Here is an 18,824-nt window from a genome sequence, read left to right as displayed (position 1 = left end):
TCACCGTGGCGCTCTATTACGTGGCCCACCGTCTGTTCGCCGCCCATGACCGCGCCTTAGGCGCCTACGTCGCGCGCCACCTCGCCCGCCGCTTCGGGCCGGACGCCGTGTTCCTACCCTTCTGCGACACAGACGAGGAAAACCTCGACCACCCCTGCAAGGGCCGACGCCTGTTCGAACTCGACAGCGAACGCCTGGCCCGGATCGACGCCATGGTCGCCATCCTCCACGGCCCAAGCCTCGACGACGGCGTCTGCATGGAAATCGGCTACGCAGCCGGCCGAGGCGTTCCCGTCCTTGCGGTCACCACCGATTTCCAGGTCTACGGCCCCGCCGCCGACACCACACGACGCTCGCCGTTCCCCGACCCGCTCCTCCAGCATGTGGTGAGCCGGATGATCTCCGTGCCTCACCTCGGTCCCGTGGGCGCTGAGGGCGATCGGTTCGAGCGCTTCCTCGCCCAGAACCTGCACGCCGTCAACCGAGCAGTCACCGAGGCAGTTCACGCTCTGGCAAGCGAACTCACCTCACGTCCAGCCCTGCCGCCTGCCCCAGTCTATGGCCAGCGGCTGGCCTATCTGGAGCCTCCCCTGTACGGAGACAAGGGGTGGACGGCTCAGGTCTCCGATGCTCTACGCGCCCACGGGATCGTCACTCACCACGCCGGGCGGTTCAGCAACGCCTCGGAGGCCGCAGCCGATTGGACCGCCCTGGCGCGGGCGAGCCTGGCCGTGGTGGACGTCCGAGGACCCGAGACACCTCCTGGCGCGGCCTTGGTCATCGGCGCGTGCGCGGCCACCGGCCGTCCCGTCTTCGCCCCTGAGCCCGGTTGCTGGTGGACCTTCGCACACGGACGCGAGCCCAACCACCGCAACCTCATGATCCAGTACGGCCTGACCGGCACCTTCAGCGACCTCGACGAACTCACCAAGCGTCTGGAGGCCTGATGGCAACCGACCACGAGATATGGGCTGACCGCTACGAGGTGATCGTCCTGGAAGGCTGCGACGGCGTGGGCAAAACGACCTACGCCACGGCGCTCGCCACCAAATACGGCTACCGGATAGTCCACGCCGACCGCACCCCCGAAGGAGCAGACCTCTTCCAGCGCCACCAGGCCATTCTGACGCGACCCGGCCGCCTGGTCCTGGACCGCAGCTTCATCAGCGAACTCGTCTACGGCCCGCTACTGCACGGCCGCTGCCGACTCGCCATGTCACAGACCACCGAGTTGCTCGGCATGGTGGCCGCCCGCCGAGGTGTCCTCATTCACCTCACCGCCACGCCGGAGCAGATCCAAGCCCGCCTTCTCGCCCGCGACGGAACGGCACCCACCCTTGACGAGCTGCGGACGCTCATCGCCCGATACTTCACGGTGTTCGCGGACCTGGCTCGGCATACGGAAGTCCTCACCGTGGACAACGAACAGGCGGCCTGACACGACGTACGAGAGAAGCTGTTCGCCTGACCCGCGGGGATGATGGCCGCTAGGCTCGCAGCCGTCTGTCATCCTCACGGAGCGCATGAGGCTCCACTGCCACGGGAGAATCGGGTGCACCTCCGCGACGTCCAGAAGCGGGCCTGGGAGAACAAGCTGGCCAAGGGGTTCAACACCTCTGACATGCCGCTGGAGTTCGCGCTCGCCCATGGTGAACTCTCTGAAGCCTTCGAAGCCGCTCGCAAGCGCCCCGAGACCCTCGGTGAGGAACTCGCCGATGTCCTGATCTTCCTGGCCAGCATCGCGGAGATGTCCGGCATCGACCTCGATTCCGCCGTCGAGACCAAGATGGCGAAGAACGAGGCCCGCCGGTACGAGCGTGGCCCAAATGGGACCTTGATCAAGATTGGCGAACAGAACCAGCAGGGCTAAAGCTTCCCCACATTGCTCCGCCTCGTATGCGACTGCTCGCCGTACTTCTTGGCGTAGAACGTGATCAGCGTGCTGGTCGAGATGTGCTTGCCGGCGGAGAATCTGGAACTTCGCCGTGAACTCAGCCGACCAGGCCAGAGCTGACACGCTGGCCGCGCAATTTGTGTAAACCTTCGCTCGCGTCGGTTCGCTGAGCCGCAAGGTAGAGGTATTATCGCAGGCCAGAGAGCGTCCCATCGCGAGTTGAGCAACTCGCCCCAGAGCGGTGTCCTGCAGGGGTGGAATTGGGTGTATGGGACTTCCCAGGCTGTCTGCCCGTCCACAGCGACACCAGGAACTGGCCGCTGCGCACACCATGCACAACGCCGCCGAACAACTCGGCAGCGATCAAGCCCCGGTCCAGCTGGCTGGCCTGTACGCCCTTGAACGCCTTGCCCAGGACACCCCCGCTCTCCAGCAGACCATCGTGAATGCGATCTGCGCTTATCTCCGCATGCCCTGGGCCGCGCCCCGGGCAGTGCCGCCACCAGCGACCCCCGAAGTACTGCCGCCCTACTCGGAGACGACAGCCAGGATTCCGAGCAGGATAAACCCAATGTGTCTGTACTCAACGGCGCGAGGCGCGGCCTCGGCCGCCGAGGGGGAGTCGCTGAGCCGTTCCTGCCCCGCGGCGAAGACGGCTGCGAGCACGGCCGTACCGATCATGGTCGTGGCGGTGGTGATCAGCGTTGCGGGCAGGGTGCGGAGCTTGACGAGCTCCGCCGCCACGATGTTCCGGAAATCGTTGGTCATGTTAGGCGTCCCGCCGAATGAATAGGCAGGCGGCGACGGCAAGCAGCCCAGCGGCCCAGGCGGTCATGACGAGGCCGCCAGGCAGCGGGTCGAGCATCGCGAGCTTCGGAACATCCCCACGGGCATGAGGACCGGATCTCCCAGTAGGTGGGGCCCTCCTCCCATTGCGGAACACCCCCACGGGCGTGGGGACCAGTTCACGCGAGCCGCGCGCGAGCATCTCGAAACCGAACACCCCAACGGGCGTGGGAGCGGCAGCGATCAGTCGGCATCCGGCATCCGGCATCCGGCATCCAACTCCCCGATCACCCCCACGGCGGTGGAAACCGGATCATCTTATTTGCCCTGGTGGGCACGGGAGCCGGAATACCCCCCATGGGCGTGAGGACCGGGAGGATGCCATCTGGCAGGCTGACCGGATCTACGGAACACCCTCACGGGCGTGGGGACCGGGACCCTGCGTAAGACGTTCCACTGCAACGACGCCGGAACACCTCCACGGGCGTGGGGACCGGTGACGGGCGGGAACGGTGCGGGCGGGCCTGGGCGGAACACCCCCACGGGCGTGGGGACCGGCATTGATCTCTCGCTCTCTTATTGTGGTCCGACGGAACACCCCCACGGCGTGGGGCCCGGACCGGAGCGACCGGCGCCGACAATCCGGTGGTCGGAACACCCCCACGGGCGTGGGGACCGGGTCCGCTCTATCTCCACCTGGAGGAGCAAAACCGGAACACCCCCACGGGCGTGGGGGCCGGAAGAGGCGGACGGGGTGCTCTCGTTCCAGCACCGGAACACCCCCACGGGCGTGGGGACCGGGCAGTACTACGCGGACACCTTCGGAGATCAGCCGGAACACCCCCACGGGCGTGGGGACCGGTCCGGCTCGGACGTGTCGGCCTGGATGTCGATCGGAACACCCCCACGGGCGTGGGGACCGGTTCTGGGCTCTCATGAGCGTTGCCGCGCTGGCCGGAACACCCCCACGGGCGTGGGGACCGGCCAAGTTTGATCAGCAGCCGCTCGGGGGTGACCGGAACACCCCCACGGGCGTGGGGACCGGGCGCGCACCGCCGCTTTGATCCGCGCGTCGAGCGGAACACCCCCACGGGCGTGGGGACCGGTGCCGGCGGGCTGCTCAACGCCGTTGAATTTCCGGAACACCCCCACGGGCGTGGGGACCGGATCGCCACCTGGTTGTTGGGCAGCACCTCCACGGGAACACCCCCACGGGCGTGGGGACCGGTTCAGCCATAAGCGCGAATAGGCGTGAATAGGCGGAACACCCCCACGGGCGTGGGGACCGGGACCTGAGTGGTCCAAGGTGGCTCGCTGAGGACCGGAACACCCCCACGGGCGTGGGGACCGGCTGGAGGTCTGTCCGTCCAGGTCAGCGAGCCGCTGGAACACCCCCACGGGCGTGGGGGCCGGACGATGCTGCGCACCATCCCCGCCACGCGGAGAGGAACACCCCCACGGGCGTGGGGACCGGTCCCGGGCGTTGTCCCGCCAGCGCTCCTGCAGCGGAACACCCCCACGGGCGTGGGGACCGGGAGGAGGTCGAGCATGGTGCGGCCCATGGTGGCGGAACACCCCCACGGGCGTGGGGACCGGGCCGCGCTGCCCGCCCGTGCGATCGCGCGGAGCGGAACACCCCCACGGGCGTGGGGACCGGGTTCTTGGTCGGGTGGGCTACTTCTGGTGGGCCGGAACACCCCCACGGGCGTGGGGACCGGCAGTTCATGCATGTGTTGTTGGGGGGCCGAAGCGGAACACCCCCACGGGCGTGGGGACCGGGCGAAGGTCACCCAGCCGCTGCTGGTCTTCCACAGGAACACCCCCACGGGCGTGGGGACCGGACCACCGACGAGCGCGCCCGCGAGGACGTCAGCGGAACACCCCCACGGGCGTGGGGACCGGCATCGCCATGCCGTGCAGGTGGTCGACGTCATCGGAACACCCCCACGGGCGTGGGGACCGGACTTACTGACCTGGGGATATGTCTGCGACCAGGGGATATTCCGGTGTCGGGGTTTGTCGCACTTGAGCAATATGGGATCTAGCCGCAGCCATGGTTGTCCCTTATCAAGGTCTGAGGGCACAGATGTTCCGGTTCGGTCTGAGCCTAGACGGCTCGCTCAGGTCGTGGCCTGTATCCCACATGCCACCGCAGCTCGGCAAGCTCGTCGTCAGTAACGTCAGCGCGAATGTCCACAGACAGCACGAGTTCGTAGGTGTCCCCCACCGGCACACCGTACCGTCGCGACGCGCTGAGAGATCATGCTGTTAGGAGTTCTTGCTCGCGCGTCTCGCCGGCCGAGAACGCTTCAGCCCTGGTCCAGGCTTGGCCAGTCGAGTGACCGGTCGTAGGCCGATGAGTGGCCGCTTTAGCGCGGCCGACCGGGGTTGCGGCATAACCCCAGGTCGGTGCGGAATGAGGGGCGGCCAGTCGCCGCCCCGACTGTGCTGGCGGACGTCAGCATTAAGAAGAGGTGGCGGGATCTCGGCGCTCTGAGTTCAAATCGCTCCTCCACTAATATTGTTTTCCTGATTTACCTTTCCCGCCTTTTCGGAGCTATAAATGGATGGCTCTTTTTCGTTTTCCCTGGCTCTCGATGATTAAGCCTGTCGCAAGTTCGCCTCAAGAGTATTGGTAAAGACTCACCGAATGTCGTTGATCTGGACCCCGTTTCGGGATGTAATTGAATCGAACAAAGGCAGTGCGATGCGAAATGTGTCGCAGAAAATGGAGGCAGATCATGTCGCATGCGGCTCCTGGTAAGAGCGTTCCCGCCAACGTTCCTGGCGAGAATCTCACGCCGGAAGACATGGCGCGGGTCGCGCCGGAGGACTGGGTGGCGATTCGACGGCTGGCGCGCGGCTACTGCCGCACGGTGGACGCCACGCGAGCCCGGAAACGAATGGATGGAAGCGCCACGATCGTCAAGCAGGGGCACGCGCCGTATGGCACCGACGACGTTTCGGATGACGTCACCCAAGATGCGCTTCTTCTCTTCGCGCAGCGGCTCAGGGACATCTCCGCTTCGTGCGGTGAGGCTCCTGAGAGCACGGCGGATGCTCCCGCGTGGGTCTACGTTCGGCGCGATGGGGGCGAGATGACGATCTCGCGTACGACGCTACACAGGTGGGCGGTCCGGGACGCGGCCGCGCGGAACGGCTACCGGATGGATGTGCCCCCGAGTGAGCTCGACGCCACGCCCGGTGCTCAGCTCATGCGGCCGGTGCCGCGCGCGGTGAACGTCACGAGGGCGGCGACGGCTTTCTGTTCCGCTCAGAACAGTGCGGCTGTCTTCCGGCAGGCGTTCGGAGACGGTCAGGACTTCCCGGTCCTTCGAGACGTGATGGAGGTCGCGGCACATGCTGACGATCTGGGGCGGGCGGGGATTCTGAGCAGGGTCGCTCAGAAGCGGTACGGCGGTGCGTACGGTTCCCGGCGGGCCGTGATCCGGACGCGTGACGCGGCTCGCGTGGAGTGGGGCGAGCTGTCCGAGCGCATAGAGGACGCCAGGGGCGCCCTCGTGTACGACGGCGGATCCTCGGAGGAGTAGGCGAAGAGACATGGAAAAGGGCCTCAGAGTTTCTCTGAGGCCCTTTTCTGTGGGTTTCGATGTAATGAACGGCCGGACGGGAGGTTTCTAAGAGAAGTCATCGGGGTGGACGGTTGAGCTGGCAGTGTGACCGTATTTAGATGAGAGCGAAGTTTGCTGCCATGCGCCTAGCGTGAGCGGCGTTGCTTTCACTGCCAGATTCTCGTGAAGGAAATCCCTGATCGCGGACGGTTGAGCTGATTAGCTCACCGTATTTAAGTGAGAGCAACATTGCGTGGTTGCAACATCGCGGTGCCCGAAGCTGGCACCGCGTGTAACGCACTCGGCAATCCCGTGCAGCAGGCGCCTTCGTAGCGCGGTGCTGAATCCGGCTGATCCACCCGGTCATCGGCCGGGGTTTTCTCATGTCCTGGAGGTTCCATGAGCACCGCATCCGACCACACCCATGCAATCACGATCAGGAAACTGGCCGATGTTGTCGCCATAGTGCCCTACCTGCTCGGGTTCCACCCCTCCAAGAGTCTGGTGGCGGTGGTGGTCGACGACGAGAAACTGAAGGGAGTCGTGCGACTCGATCTAACACAGGACTCGGCTGAGATGGCGGAGCGGACGGCATATCTGGTCAAGGTCCTGGAGGGCAATGACATCCGCGAAACGCTGCTCCTCGGCTACGGGTCGGGCTCCAACGTCACGCCCATGATGGACGCGGCCATGGCGGCCGTTCGTGGAGCTGGGATCGTCCTCGCCGAGGCGATCCGCGTCGATGACGGGCGCTATTGGTCCTACATCTGCGGGGATGTCGCGTGCTGTCCTCCGGATGGGGTGCCAGTGGACCTGTCCTGTAGCGCGCCCGCCGCTGCGGCCGTGGTGGCCGGGAGACACGCCTTTCCTGACCGGGCGGCCCTGGTCGCAAGCCTGGATCCGCCCCAGGGGTTCGATCAGCACCATGCAGAGAGTGTCACGCGGGAGGTGTGCTCTCAGGCGAAGGAAGTCAGCAAGGCGGGCGGTGAGTGGTTCGCGGAAGGTGTTCAGCGGGTCGTCGCTGCTCTGGATCGCGTCCAGGCCGGGGATGATCTCGATCTTGAGGGAGTGGCCTGGCTCGGTGTGTGCCTGACCGCGAAGCCCGTACGCGACATGGCCATGACCTTCGTGCAGCAGTACGGCATCGAGACGCACGTGTGCTTGTGGACCGAGGTCACACGCAAGGTTCCATCCGCGTTCGCAGCGGGTCCCGCGACTCTGCTGGCCTTCACCGCGATGTGCCAGGGATATGGGCCGCTGGCGAGCATTGCGCTTGAACGGGCGCTGTCGGTCAACCCTCGTTACAGTCTCGCGCTTCTACTCATCGAGGGGCTCATGGTGGGGCTGTCGCCGTCTGAGGTGCTCGCTCGTGACTGGAACGAGCTGGCCGACGAGATCACCGAGCAGGTCCGGGAGTGCCCTTCGACTGCCTGGCCGCTGCTTCCCGAGGGCTGGTGACCTCCCCGTCGGCGGGTTGAACCAGCGGGCCGACAACGCACGCCCAATGACGCCGCCCGCTGCGCTCCGGGAGGGGCACAGCGGGCGATCAACGACTGCTGTCCACCATGCACCGAAGCGAGAGGGTTTCGATGGACAACCTCAACGTGAATGACCTGCTACCCCTGATCGCCAGGCACCTGGACGGGTTCGCCCCGCAGACCCTCCGGGGGACGCCGTACCTGATGGGACCTGACGGCGCACGCCTGGCTGTGCATCTGTTGATGGGACGAACAGAGTGGATCGTGGTGACGGGGCTCTACCCCATGAATTCCCCCGATCTGCGAGGCCGCTCCATCACGGTGACCACCAGGCGAGGGCCGAAACACATCGCTAGGAAGATCGTTCGCCGACTCCTGCCGAAGTATCTGCGCGACCTCAAGCGGCATCACGCCAGAGCGGCCCTGCACACCAAGCGAACCGGCCTGGTGGCAACCTTGGCGGCTCTCCTGCCTGGCAACACCGTCACCGCAGCTGAACAGGAAGCAGTCATCCGGTGGCGACTCGGTTGTATGTACGGGGTCTTCGAGGTTCGCGACCACGACGCCAGCATCGAGATCCGCAACGCGGACCGCGAACTCGCCGAACGAGTCGCTTACGCGATCAGCCAGCGCGCCGAGTGAGCGTGCCAGACGAACCGACGGGCCCCGGTTCGGGCCGGTGTCTTTCCCGTTTCAGCACGGCCGGCAGAGAGGAAACGCATCATGTCCCGTGAGTCCCTGGAGCGGCTGAACGCGAACACGTTGATAGGCCACACCGGCAAACGCGGTACCGCCTGGCACCACCGGGCCAGCATGCAGGGGGAGGAGCCGAACCACTACCGGGCCCGATCCCGGTCGATGATGTCAAGCGACGCCTGTTCGGCTGGCAGGCGCTCTCCAGTCCGATTTACGCGGAGGACCCACGGGGAGGGCTCGCCCAGATTCCCGGACGGCAGGCGATTCTGCGCAGCGACAACGGCCACGTCATGGGAATCTTCTCCGACGGCTACGAACCACATCCGTACGTGGAATGGCTGGTCGGCAATATCTCTCGGCTCCTGGACTCCGATCTCTCGATCGGATCGGCCGGTCTGCTGAGGAGCGGCGCGGTCGCCTGGGTGTCGGTCGAGGTTCCCGACAACATCCACACGCCTGAAGGGGTGGAGTTCCGCCCCCATCTGTTCGGGGCCACGTCTTTCGACGGATCCCTGGCCACCACCTTCAAACGGGCGGTGACCAACATCGTGTGCGACAACACGATGGCCGCCGGACTCGCCGAACGCGGCCAGCAGGTCAAGATCAAGCATTCGCGGCACTCGAAGTTCCGGCTCACCGAGGCACGCGAGGCGCTCAACATCGTCTATACCCTGGCCGACGAATTCTCGCGGGCCGTCGGTGACCTGTGCCGGATCTCGGTCAGCCGATGGCAGTGGAACGCCTTCCTGGACGCCCACCTTCCGATGCCAGACCATCCAGGCCGCAGCCGGACCATGGCCGAGAACAAGCGCGACACACTGACCAGGCTCTGGAACCACGACCTGCGAGTGTCGCCCTGGAAGGGGACGGCCTGGGGCGTGGTCCAGGCGGTCAACACCTATATCCACCACGAGCAGCAGGTGCGCGGCGCCGACCGGGCCGAGCGCAACATGCTGCGCGCGATCACCGGCGGCATCGACGAACTCGACCGCGACACCCTGAGCACCCTCTCCACGGTGCTGGACCGCTCACTCGCCATCTCTGTCTGAAACCCGCTGATGATGTGGTGCGGCTCCAGGTTCAGCCGGGAGCCTCCCGAAGGGAGAGACCGTGTTGTGGACGTACCCCCTTGCAAGGAGCCTTCGCGCGCCTGGTGTACGACATGCCTGGCGGCGCCATCCGCGCCCTCGTGAGAAACGACGCAGGAGCGCGGAACAGCGCGCGCTTCGCGCCTGGCAGAGCTGGTTTCTGGCCGACGGCAAGGTCTGAGTTGCTGATCAGGCATGTCAGGCATCGGTGTAGGTCGCCCGCTGTAAGTCCGCAGCTTGAGCCGTCGTACGTCTGCACGGTACCTACGCCCAACCCAGATCAAGGAGGAGGACGAGCATGACGGTCGGTGATCTGGCCGTGGCCGGTGGCGGACGCGTGATGCGCATCGTGGCGATCGGGGAACTTCGGGACGACACGGCGACGCTGGTTTCGGCGGCCGATCCAGACGCAGAACGCGAGTACGCGATCGCGCGTTGGCTGGCTCCGATGCCGACCGGCGCCGACGTGATCACATGCATGGGATGTCTGCGGGACACCCATCTGTGGGCGGACGCCACCCACATCAACCGCTGGTCAGGACACCAGACACGGCTGCTCCGGTGCGCCCGTTGCTACGTGGATCTTCTCCATGTGCGCGATGTGGTCCTGCATGCCACGAGCACCACCATCAGGCCCGACCACCTGGAGCGGTGATGGCGCCTACAGGCGCCGACCGTCCGGCCACAGGGCATCCATGCCAGTCAGCATCCGGTTCGGTGCTACTGCGGAAAGCTTCGCAAGTTCTGATCCCGCCTCCGGCCGTTTCTGAAACCCTGACTGATGCTGGGGAGCAGGTTATGGACAAGGTGGGGCGGAGACGACATGAACGAGGCGACGGCGCATCTGCTGTTCGACGCGGTGGAGCGCATGGAGAAGAACATCATCGCCCGGGAGTGTCCAGCCATCGTCCTCTTAGAGGGCAGAGGCAAGCTTGCCTTGAACTACTACGACTACCTGCGTGACGTCGAAACGGCGGAGGAGATCGAGAATAGCGCGGCGGAGAAGGCCCTGGAGATCGGCGCCGTTCGATGGGTGCTGGCCGTTCCGCAAGTGTGGTTGTTCAAGCCGCCGAGTACGATCGCCGTCCGGGCCGTCTCCAACCACGCTCTGAGAGAGGGGGAGCAAGAGGCCATCACTTGGATGAGCTTCGACAGAGAAGACGGTGTCGATTACGGACGAGTGGCGTACGTGCGTCGACCGAACCAAGAGCCCGTGTTCGAAGACCCAGAAATCTTCGACGTCGGCATCCGGCCAGCGGAGACCATGCCCGGCTTCGCTCTGCTGCAGCGATTCCTGACCGAAGAGTAAGGGCCGACTCTGAGGAGCCGGCCCTTGACCGACTTCACATCTGTGAACAAAGGCAGACCGGAGTCAGTCGACGCGAGCTTACTGCCTGCTCGTGGGGGCCGCCAGGATGTCGGCGGGAGGGCGGAGAGCTGTCCTCATCTTCGTGTCTACGGTGTCGTACGGCTTGCGGTTGTTCGGGTGGTGGCAGGCCGGATGATGCCGATGAATTCATGTTCTCGGTAGGGATCGCCCGCCCAGGTATCGATGCGTACAGTGCTGCCGGTGGAGGGGGCGTGCACCATGCGGGTCGTGTCGATTGCGATGCCGACATGGTGAATGGTCGCAGGCCGGGCGGGGTCGGTTGCGAAGAAGATCAGATCTCCTGGGCGGACCTGGCTTCTGGGGACGCGGACGCCCGCGTCCCATTGGGTGGAGGTCTGTCCGCCGATTCGGGCTCCGGCCTTTGCCCAGGCGTATTCGGCCAGGCCGGAGCAGTCGAACCCGCGGGTATGCGCGCCCTGGTCAATGCCGAAGCCGGGCCCGTTGGCGTTGCCGCCGCCCCAGGAGTACGGGACGCCACGCATGTGCAGCGCGGCCAACACGGCGATCACCCCGCGTTCTGCGAACCCCCCAGTAGGCATCACGTCGGGGAACTGTCCACATGGTTCCGCTGAGAGGGGTTCGGTTGGGCTGGTTTCGTTGCAGGTTGTGGCGGTCGTTGTGGCCGTGAGGCGGGCGCCTCCTGCGAGTACGGTGAGGAGGACAACGGTGCCCATCAAGCCGGCGGCTGCGGCGAAGATCGAGGCCAGTCCGGTTTCCGCGATCAACAGGGAGCCTCCGGCTGGGGCCAGTGGCCCGCGAGCTCGGCCAGCCGTAGCCGTTCGCTTCGGCGGTCATGGGGGAGCCAGACGGGGCCATGTGGGCCGGGGCCGATGACGGCAGTTGCGCACGGCACCGATGTCTGGATGGCGCGCAGTCGGAGGCGGTCCTGCAGAGTGCTTTCTCTGCGCGGAGAGCTGGTCAGGAACAGAACGGGCGTGGTGATGCCGGTAGCGGCCGTGAGGGCGGCGTAGCCGTCCAGTTTGGCCGCCACTCGGCTGATGGTCTCCGAACCGGTGTCGTATTCAAGGAAGAAGTCCACTGTTCGGCCGCTCTCGGTCCATCGGCCGTAGGCGTCGGGGCGGACGTGCGTGCCCCACTGGGTGGCGCAGAGCCCTTCTGGCCACCAGGCGTGCAACTGGCATCCGCTGGTCTGGCGGGCAGCGCCGGACAGGTAGGCGAAGACATCGTTGGTGCCGACGGTGTGGGCAAGTCGCTGGCTGTAGGCGATGGAGAGGACACGGTCGCGGCGGTAGCCGAACTCGGCCAGATCGGTGTCGTCTTCGGCGGCCAGCACGGCAGCCCCGGGTTCGCCGAGCACGTAGTGCCAGGGGGCGGAACCGGTCGGTGGTTTGGGGCGGAAGCGGTTCAGGACGCCGATGTGATGCAGCTTGACCAGGCGATGACGGGCCGTGGTCGGGTCGTGGAAGGCGATGCGGGTGATCTGGTGGCTGGTCAGGACCTTGTGGGTCCAGACGAGGCGGAGCAGGCGCCGGTCGCGGCTGGTGAGTTGAGTGGCGAGCGAGGCCATGACGGCGGGCGTGTAGTGCTCGTTCATGGGTGAACGTCTCCTTCGGCGTTGGGTTGTTGCCGCGGGTCGTCGTGCGGCAGGGCTTTGGGACGGACCGGGGTACGGCCGTGGGCTTGGGCGGCGGCTGCCCGGATGCGTTGTGCGAGGTCGAGGTCCGGGGTGGAGAGGGGGCGGGTGCGCAGGGTGAAGGGCGGAGTCTCACCGGAACGGACGATGAGGCGGGCGGCGGCATGGTAGGCGCCCAGATTGGCCAGGTCGTGGCGCGTGAGGTAAGGGCTGAAGTGGTGTTCGGTGTCGCGGGCGTCTTCGGGGGAGAGCGTGAAGTAGATCTTGTTGCGGGCGTCCGAGCTGATGGCCTGATGGAGGTCGCGGGGGAGCTGGGCCAGATGCTGGTGGGCCAGAACGATCGAGAGCCCGTAGGCCCGGGCTTCGGCGAGCATCTCCGACAGGGCGCGAGGGAGATTCAGGAAGTTCTGGGTCTCGTCGACATACAGGGCGGAAGGGGCACGGCTGCGGCCGAGGCGGGCGCGGTGGGAGGCGGCCTGCCAGACCTGGGCAAGCAGAAGGGAACCGAGCAGGCGGACGGTGTCGTCGCCGAGCACACCCTTGGGAAGTCGAGCGAGCAGGATCTTGCCGTCCAGGACGTCGCCGATGTCGAACGTGGACTGAGCCGAGCCAAGGACGTCGCGGACGAACGGGCGGAGCAGGAGCGCGCGGAGTTTGTTCATGATGGGCGCGGTGACGTGAGATTGGGCCTGCTCCGACAGGCGTTCGTACCAGGTCCAGAAGCCGGCCAGGAAGGGATCGTTGAGGCGCTCGGTGAGCTGGTGGCGGTAGTGGGCATCGGTGAGCAGGGAGGGGATGTCGGCGAGGGTTCCGCCGCTGCGGGACAACGTGAGAGCGCAGCCCCGCAGGATGTCGTCGCTGCGTGGCCCCCATGAGTCGGCGTAGATCTTGTGGAAGATGCCGACCAGGTTGTCCACCAGGGTGTCCGGGTTCGGACCGCTCAGGACATTGAGTGCGGGTCTCGAATGAGGGTCATCGGGGTCGATGAGCGCGATGCGCTGCCCGGTGGTTTCGGGGACGAGCCCGAGCAGGTCGGCGACGAGGTCGCCCTTGGCGTCGATGACGGCCACCCCGCGCCCGGCCCGGATGTCGGACAGGATCATCTGGGCGAGCAACGTGCTCTTTCCGGTGCCGTTCGGGCCAAGGACGTGCACGTGGTGGCAGGAGTCGGGTACGCGCAGCGCAACGGGCCGCTGGTGGCCGGCGTCCGCCGTACCGAGGACCTTGCCCTGCTGGGCGACCTGCGGCGTGGGAGCGACCGTGTTCGATCCGGCCCGCTGCAGACCTGGAACGGCGGGATCGGTCGGCAGGTGCGCGAGCGCGGCAAGCTCGCGAATGGACAGCAGGAAGCCTCGCCCAAGACGGCGGGACGCCAGCACCTGTGTCGGTCGGAGCAACCGACGCCGTTCCAGCCGGTTGTGCCCCGAGTACAGGGCGAACGCGGCGGCGACCGCGTGTGCCCGCCCCCGAATGGCCCGGCGGCGCAGCCTGACCTCACCGCCGTCCTCTGCCTGGACGGCATAGCGGATCGCCACTTCATAACGCGGCTGGAGGGCTTTGTCGCGAATCGCACGGGCCTCGGCATACTGCTCCAGCCGTAGCGCGTGATCCATCTCCCGGTGCTGACGTGGATGATCCGGTGTGGCGAGATCGAGAGCGGCGCGCAGCAGCGGGAAGGGGTTCCCTGAGCGGGAGAGACGGCGTCCGGTGGCTGGACGGGCCAGGACCTGTACCGCAGCGTGCTGCCAGGCGGGCATCCCCACCCCGGTGCCGAGCAGGGCGCGGAGGGGATCGTGGTCGTGGTCGCTCCTGATCGGCAGCCGCTCCTGGCGGGCGATCAGCAGCCGGCCGCCCGTGGCCCTGCCGGTCAGCGGCAGCGGAGGAACGGCTTCGATGACGGTGGCGCGGGCGGAGGGCCACGCGGCTTCGATCGCATGGTCCACAAGGTGCTGGGCTACGGAGCCGGGAACCCACATGCGGATCCGGACACCACCGGCACCGAAGAGGTACTCGAATGTCAGGTGCGGCTGCCCGAACACGACGCGTTTCCACGGCGGGCGTAGCAGTCCGAGCAGGTTGCCCCACAAGACACTGGCCCCGGACAGGTCCGCAATCGGTGGAGCCAGGATCTCCAGACAGCGCGCCCCCTTGCTCGCCGCACGGTGGCGCAGCCGCGTAAGCAGGAACCGGCCCGAGCACGTCACCAGCGCGACAGCCGAACCCGACAGCGCGATGTGCCAGCAGTGACGGTCGAGCCACACCAACAGGGCTTCTGGGTCGTAAGGCATCACAGATCCTCCTCGTACTGGGCGAGCTCCTCGGGGGACGTGGTCACGAGACGGTCCTCCTGTTCGCTGGCCAGCACCTGAAAGGCCACACGGGCAGCCCCGGAATCGGCGGTCAGGAGCCCGAAACCTCTGTCTGCGGTCAGCAGGACCTGGCGTTCGCCGTCAGACAGGCGGAATGCCTCGGCGACCGCGTCAATGGCCTGGGGTGCCTGGCGCAGCAGGATTTGGGTGGTGGAGTTGGCGACGATCGCCTGTCCGAGGTCGGAGCCGAGCAGGTCGGCGGCGTCCTGGGTGATGACCGACAGCCCCGCCCAGTGCTTGCGGGCCGATTTCGCCATCCTCAGGAGGAACTTCGCGCCTTCGGGATCCTTCATCAGGAGCCATGCCTCATCGACCACGATCAGACGGGGCCGCCGCTCTGCTGGGTTGGTCACGCGGCGCCAGACGGCGTCCAAGGTGAGCAGGGTGCCGACGGTCTTCAGTTCGTCGGGCAGGTCTCGCAGGGAGAACACGATCAGGTGGGAGTCCGGTCGCGTGGTCGTCGGGCCGTCAAAGAGCCTGCGATGGCTGCCGGTCACGTACGGAGCCAGCCCGGCAGCCAACTCGGGGGCGCATTCGGCAAGTTCGGTTACCAGATCCCGCATCAAAGGCGGGGGCCGGTCCCAGGTGTCCGGATCGAAAGTGATCCCCGCCTGCTTGTACGTGGCGAGGATGGCCCGGTCGAGTGCGGCCTTGCCCGACTTGTCCAACGGTTCGCCGAGCATGACCGCGATCAGCGTGTGGAGGAAGAGCACCCTGCGGGTCAGTGCGTCCCGCCCGTCGGCGGGCAGGTCGAAGGGGTTGAGTCTGACGTCCGATGCGCCCAGGTGAAGGTAGGCGCCGCCGACCGCCTCGCACAGCCGGGCGTACTCGTCCTCGGGGTCGATGACCGCGACCTCGACCCCGGTGTACAACGAGCGCAGCGCCTCCAGCTTGGCCAGGTATGACTTGCCTGCACCGCTGCTGGCGATGATGACCGAGTTGTGGTTGGGCTGGGCGAACCGATCCCACGTCACCAGGGAGGCGCTGGCCGCGTTCGCCCCGTACAGGACCGCAGTCGGCCCCGTCGGGGCGGTCAGGTCCGGGCTGGTGAAGGGGAAGGCGGCGGCCAGAGCCGGGGTGTCGAAAGTACGAGTGGCGTCGAGGTTGTCGAATGCCACCGGAAGCGAGGACACCCAGCCCTGCAGCTGACGAAAGGTGACCTGACGGGCGTCCAGGAGCAGGGATGCAGCCAGCGCGCGAACCTGCCCACAGGCATCCTCCAGCTCGCCCTGAGTGGCCGCGTGAACGGTCAGATAGATCGAGACGCGGAACAGGCGGGCCTGCCCGCGGGCGATACGGGACGCGAGCTCCTGAGCGTCCTCGGCGGCCACCTCGGCGCTCGGATCGAGAAGCCGCCCGTGCTGCTGGTCGCTGCGCAGCCCGGACTCCAGCCGGGCCAACTGCCTGCGCAGCCGATCGGCAGCCACCATGGAGGGAACCGGGTCCACGTGGAGCGACACGTCCAGGCGGCCGGGATAGGTCAGCAGCGGCTCCAGCCAACCGGGGGAGACCTCGCGCGGATACCCGCTGACGGCCAGCGTCGCGCACAGCCCATCGCCAACCCTCAGATGGGACGGCCGGACCAGGACCGCGTCCGGCCCGAACCTGCCCCGAGCGGACTTCGTGCGTCTACGTGGGAGTTTCACCGATCCTCCGTCCTCGTGATGACCTCACCCGAGCCGGCGAGCAGATCGGCGGCCAGGGGAGGCGCAGCCGGGTCGAAGCAGGATGCGAGCACGGCGTTGGTGGCCTCGGCGTTCAGGAGCCGGACCGTCACGCCGCACGCCGGCAGCAGCCGGGCGGCCTCCTCCACCCGGCGCAGCGCCCGCGCCGCCGCCGCATCCACTCCGCCGTTGGCGGGCTCGCGGACGATCAGCAGGACCTGGCGGCGCAGCAGGTCATGGCGAGCGGACAGATCCGCCAGGAACGCGGCATGCTCGTGCGCTGCCGCCGTCAAGGCTGGATGAGCGAGGGCGTCGGCGCTCTCCACCAGGTGGTTGATCGCCGGAGCTAGGTCTACACGCTGGGCACGCAGCAAGATCTGTGCTGGGCCGGACAGCGAGTTGAGCCACCGCCCGAAGGTCGCCACGAGCGCGTCCTGCTCGTCAGGCGTACGCAGGGCGAAACTGACTGTGGACACCTCAGCCACCGCAGCGACGCCATCCGGGCCGAGGTCGATCAGCCCGTCACCGGTCACCCCGCGAGCAGGCAGCCGAAGTGGTGCTGGACGGGCATCGGAGCGCGAGGCCACCCACCCCGGAGCTGCAGGTGGTTGCTCGGGAGAGGAGGACAGTGCCTTGGGCGAAACCACGTGGCGCATCACGGTGAGCAAGTACCGGTCCAGCGAGACACCCTCGCGCTGGCCGATCGCCAACAGCAAACCGGCGACCGCGACCGGCAGAGCCCCGGCGGCGAACACCAGCAAATCGATGTGCTCACCGATGGTCAGGTATGCGGCGTACAGCAGTGTGGTGGTAGTGCCGAGAATGGCCATCTGACGTGCTGTGAAGCGGCCTACGACGTGGTCGTCCTGCTCCACATCGGCGGGGATACGTACCGACCAGCTCATCGGCGTTCACCTCCGGCATCGTTCGGGCGGGTAGAGGGCGGAGTGCGTCGCCGTGATGTGTCGCTCACGACGCTGCCGGGATAGACAGGCGGCAGGAAGATCGCAGGCGGAGCCGGAGGGCGGCCAGGCCGGTTGTGGCCGAGGGGTGCTTGGCCGGGATTGGTCCCGGGGCGCGGCTGAGGGCGTGTCATGCGCAGGCCGGGCGCCGAGGACCGGCCGGTCGAGACCGGGTTCGGCTGATGCGCACCGGTCCCCTGGCTTGGTCCGCGGTGGGGCGTCGGTCCGGTGGGCGGATGCGGGCCGCCCGAACCGGCGGGACCTCCTGAGCCGGGTGGACGTCGTGGGGGCAGCGCCCGACCCTGGACCCTGTGGGCCGTCGGCACACTGGTGACAGCTCGGCGGCGAGCGACGCCCCTGCCTAGGTGCAGGGCGCCCAGCACGGGTGAGGTGAGCTTGTGGAGCAGGGCGTACTTGATGATCCGGGTGGCCATCGAGCCACGCCCCGCCGTCTGGGCGAAGATCCGGCGTGAGACCCAGCGGGGAATGCGTACCAAAATGATCAGCATGCAGAGGCTGAGGATCAGGTTGATGAGCTGACCGGACGGTACGAGCCCCAGGAGAAGCCGCCCGTCCTGGTTGAGGAAGACCCGTACCGCCATCACCAGGGTGAGTGACTGAGCCACTTGTACGATCAACAGCCCGGTGAAGGCACGCCACCAGAACCGGGCTAGTCCATCGGTGTGGGGAAGCGCCAGGCAGGCCAGAGCCAGCGGCGCGGCCACGACCAGCAGCAGCACCAGGGCTGAGCGCATCACGAAGGTGATCAGCAGCAGGATCAGCAGGATGACCGCGACCAGCGTGAGCAGGATGTAGAAGCTCTGAGTCTGCGTCGGAGGCAAGATCATGAATCGCAGTGTCGTCAACACACGCTGACCGTCGACGTTCTGCCCGAGCAGCGCCTGCGACAGCGCGTTGACCAGCTCAATGATCTTGCCGCAGATGGTGAAGCTCGTGTTGGTGGCCAGGACGGCTATCAGGAGGCGCGGCAGCACCTCTTTGACCGCGTACCGGGTCTGGACCGTCTCGTGCCCCATGGCCGCAATCGCGCCGATGGTGGCCAGCAGCACGAACGCGCCGTTGGCGATCAGAGCACTTGCCTTCCACAGGTCGAAAACCCTGCCGTTGGCGGTCACGTCCGGGGTGGATAGGAGCGTCACCGACAGGACCTTCAGGATGGATTCGATGGCCGGCCCCACCAGTTGGGCGAACCACGAGTTGATCCAGCCCGCGACCCAGTCGCCGATGGTGGACCCGAGTCCAGGAGAATCGAGCGGCGCGACCTCCACCGACGGCGACGGGGATGGCTCGGGTGAAGGCGACGCCGCGGC

General features: G+C 66.8%; 16 protein-coding genes and 1 CRISPR repeat array. Of the genes, 9 read left to right on the top strand and 7 right to left on the bottom strand.

All coding sequences use genetic code 11. From position 1 onward, the window contains the following. Positions 1 to 5: 5 nt before the first annotated feature. The 3 genes from AB0J97_RS00840 to AB0J97_RS00830 all read left to right on the top strand — a co-directional run bounded on the left by AB0J97_RS00840 (position 6) and on the right by AB0J97_RS00830 (position 1,870). Positions 6 to 947 carry a nucleoside 2-deoxyribosyltransferase gene (locus AB0J97_RS00840; RefSeq protein ID WP_364082820.1) on the top strand — a complete coding sequence of 314 codons (942 nt, stop codon included), beginning with the start codon at positions 6 to 8 and terminating at the stop codon, positions 945 to 947. Further along, a complete protein-coding gene (locus AB0J97_RS00835) occupies positions 947 to 1,438 on the top strand; it encodes an AAA family ATPase (RefSeq protein ID WP_364082817.1) in 492 nt (163 codons plus the stop codon). The genes AB0J97_RS00840 and AB0J97_RS00835 overlap by 1 nt, the downstream gene beginning before the upstream one ends. A gap of 114 nt (positions 1,439 to 1,552) precedes the next feature. Next, a complete protein-coding gene (locus AB0J97_RS00830) occupies positions 1,553 to 1,870 on the top strand; it encodes a MazG nucleotide pyrophosphohydrolase domain-containing protein (RefSeq protein WP_357692662.1) in 318 nt (105 codons plus the stop codon). Between the two features lie 552 nt (positions 1,871 to 2,422). Here AB0J97_RS00830 and AB0J97_RS00825 read toward each other — a convergent pair. Further along, positions 2,423 to 2,662: a hypothetical protein gene (locus AB0J97_RS00825; RefSeq protein WP_364082814.1), complete on the bottom strand. Its 240-nt coding sequence runs from the start codon at positions 2,660 to 2,662 to the stop codon at positions 2,423 to 2,425. 363 nt (positions 2,663 to 3,025) lie between these two features. Next, positions 3,026 to 4,643: direct repeats of the CRISPR family, unit length 29 nt; unit sequence CGGAACACCCCCACGGGCGTGGGGACCGG. Positions 4,644 to 5,421: 778 nt separating this feature from the next. Here AB0J97_RS00825 and AB0J97_RS00820 point away from each other — a divergent pair. From AB0J97_RS00820 to AB0J97_RS00795, 6 genes are all read left to right on the top strand, one after another. Next, positions 5,422 to 6,231 (top strand): hypothetical protein, encoded by an 810-nt coding sequence (locus AB0J97_RS00820; RefSeq protein ID WP_364082811.1) that lies wholly within the window; start codon positions 5,422 to 5,424, stop codon positions 6,229 to 6,231. 420 nt (positions 6,232 to 6,651) lie between these two features. Beyond that, the gene (locus tag AB0J97_RS00815) at positions 6,652 to 7,710 is read left to right on the top strand and encodes a DUF4192 domain-containing protein (RefSeq protein WP_364082808.1); all 1,059 of its coding nucleotides are present in this window, start codon (positions 6,652 to 6,654) and stop codon (positions 7,708 to 7,710) included. A 131-nt stretch (positions 7,711 to 7,841) separates the two neighbouring features. Next, positions 7,842 to 8,372: a hypothetical protein gene (locus AB0J97_RS00810; RefSeq protein ID WP_364082805.1), complete on the top strand. Its 531-nt coding sequence runs from the start codon at positions 7,842 to 7,844 to the stop codon at positions 8,370 to 8,372. Between the two features lie 152 nt (positions 8,373 to 8,524). Next, positions 8,525 to 9,475, top strand: a complete 951-nt coding sequence (locus AB0J97_RS00805; RefSeq protein ID WP_364084209.1) for a DUF932 domain-containing protein — start codon at positions 8,525 to 8,527, stop codon at positions 9,473 to 9,475. Between the two features lie 337 nt (positions 9,476 to 9,812). After that, the gene (locus AB0J97_RS00800) at positions 9,813 to 10,169 is read left to right on the top strand and encodes a hypothetical protein (RefSeq protein WP_364082802.1); all 357 of its coding nucleotides are present in this window, start codon (positions 9,813 to 9,815) and stop codon (positions 10,167 to 10,169) included. Between the two features lie 168 nt (positions 10,170 to 10,337). After that, positions 10,338 to 10,823, top strand: coding sequence for a hypothetical protein (locus AB0J97_RS00795; protein ID WP_364082800.1), 486 nt, complete (start codon positions 10,338 to 10,340; stop codon positions 10,821 to 10,823). Positions 10,824 to 10,969: 146 nt separating this feature from the next. Here the strand turns inward: AB0J97_RS00795 and AB0J97_RS00790 are convergent, their stop codons facing one another. The 6 genes from AB0J97_RS00790 to AB0J97_RS00765 are packed head-to-tail and all read right to left on the bottom strand — an operon-like array spanning position 10,970 to position 18,782. Then, positions 10,970 to 11,629 carry an NlpC/P60 family protein gene (locus AB0J97_RS00790; protein ID WP_364082797.1) on the bottom strand — a complete coding sequence of 220 codons (660 nt, stop codon included), beginning with the start codon at positions 11,627 to 11,629 and terminating at the stop codon, positions 10,970 to 10,972. Then, positions 11,626 to 12,459 carry a replication-relaxation family protein gene (locus tag AB0J97_RS00785; protein WP_364082794.1) on the bottom strand — a complete coding sequence of 278 codons (834 nt, stop codon included), beginning with the start codon at positions 12,457 to 12,459 and terminating at the stop codon, positions 11,626 to 11,628. The genes AB0J97_RS00790 and AB0J97_RS00785 overlap by 4 nt, the downstream gene beginning before the upstream one ends. Continuing rightward, a complete protein-coding gene (locus AB0J97_RS00780; protein WP_364084206.1) occupies positions 12,456 to 14,786 on the bottom strand; it encodes a TraM recognition domain-containing protein in 2,331 nt (776 codons plus the stop codon). Before AB0J97_RS00780 ends, AB0J97_RS00785 begins: the two co-directional genes overlap by 4 nt. After that, entirely contained in the window at positions 14,786 to 16,513 is a 1,728-nt protein-coding gene (locus AB0J97_RS00775; protein WP_364082792.1) for a conjugal transfer protein TraC, read from the bottom strand. Before AB0J97_RS00775 ends, AB0J97_RS00780 begins: the two co-directional genes overlap by 1 nt. Next, positions 16,510 to 17,436: a PrgI family protein gene (locus AB0J97_RS00770; protein ID WP_364082789.1), complete on the bottom strand. Its 927-nt coding sequence runs from the start codon at positions 17,434 to 17,436 to the stop codon at positions 16,510 to 16,512. Before AB0J97_RS00770 ends, AB0J97_RS00775 begins: the two co-directional genes overlap by 4 nt. Further along, the gene (locus AB0J97_RS00765; RefSeq protein ID WP_364082786.1) at positions 17,433 to 18,782 is read right to left on the bottom strand and encodes a conjugal transfer protein TrbL family protein; all 1,350 of its coding nucleotides are present in this window, start codon (positions 18,780 to 18,782) and stop codon (positions 17,433 to 17,435) included. The genes AB0J97_RS00770 and AB0J97_RS00765 overlap by 4 nt, the downstream gene beginning before the upstream one ends. Positions 18,783 to 18,824 lie beyond the last annotated feature (42 nt).

This window comes from Nonomuraea sp. NPDC049607, assembly GCF_040675375.1.
Classification (GTDB): Bacteria; Actinomycetota; Actinomycetes; order Streptosporangiales; family Streptosporangiaceae; genus Nonomuraea.
Note: the sequence above shows the minus strand (reverse complement) of the source record. Positions and strands in the feature narration are given on the sequence as shown.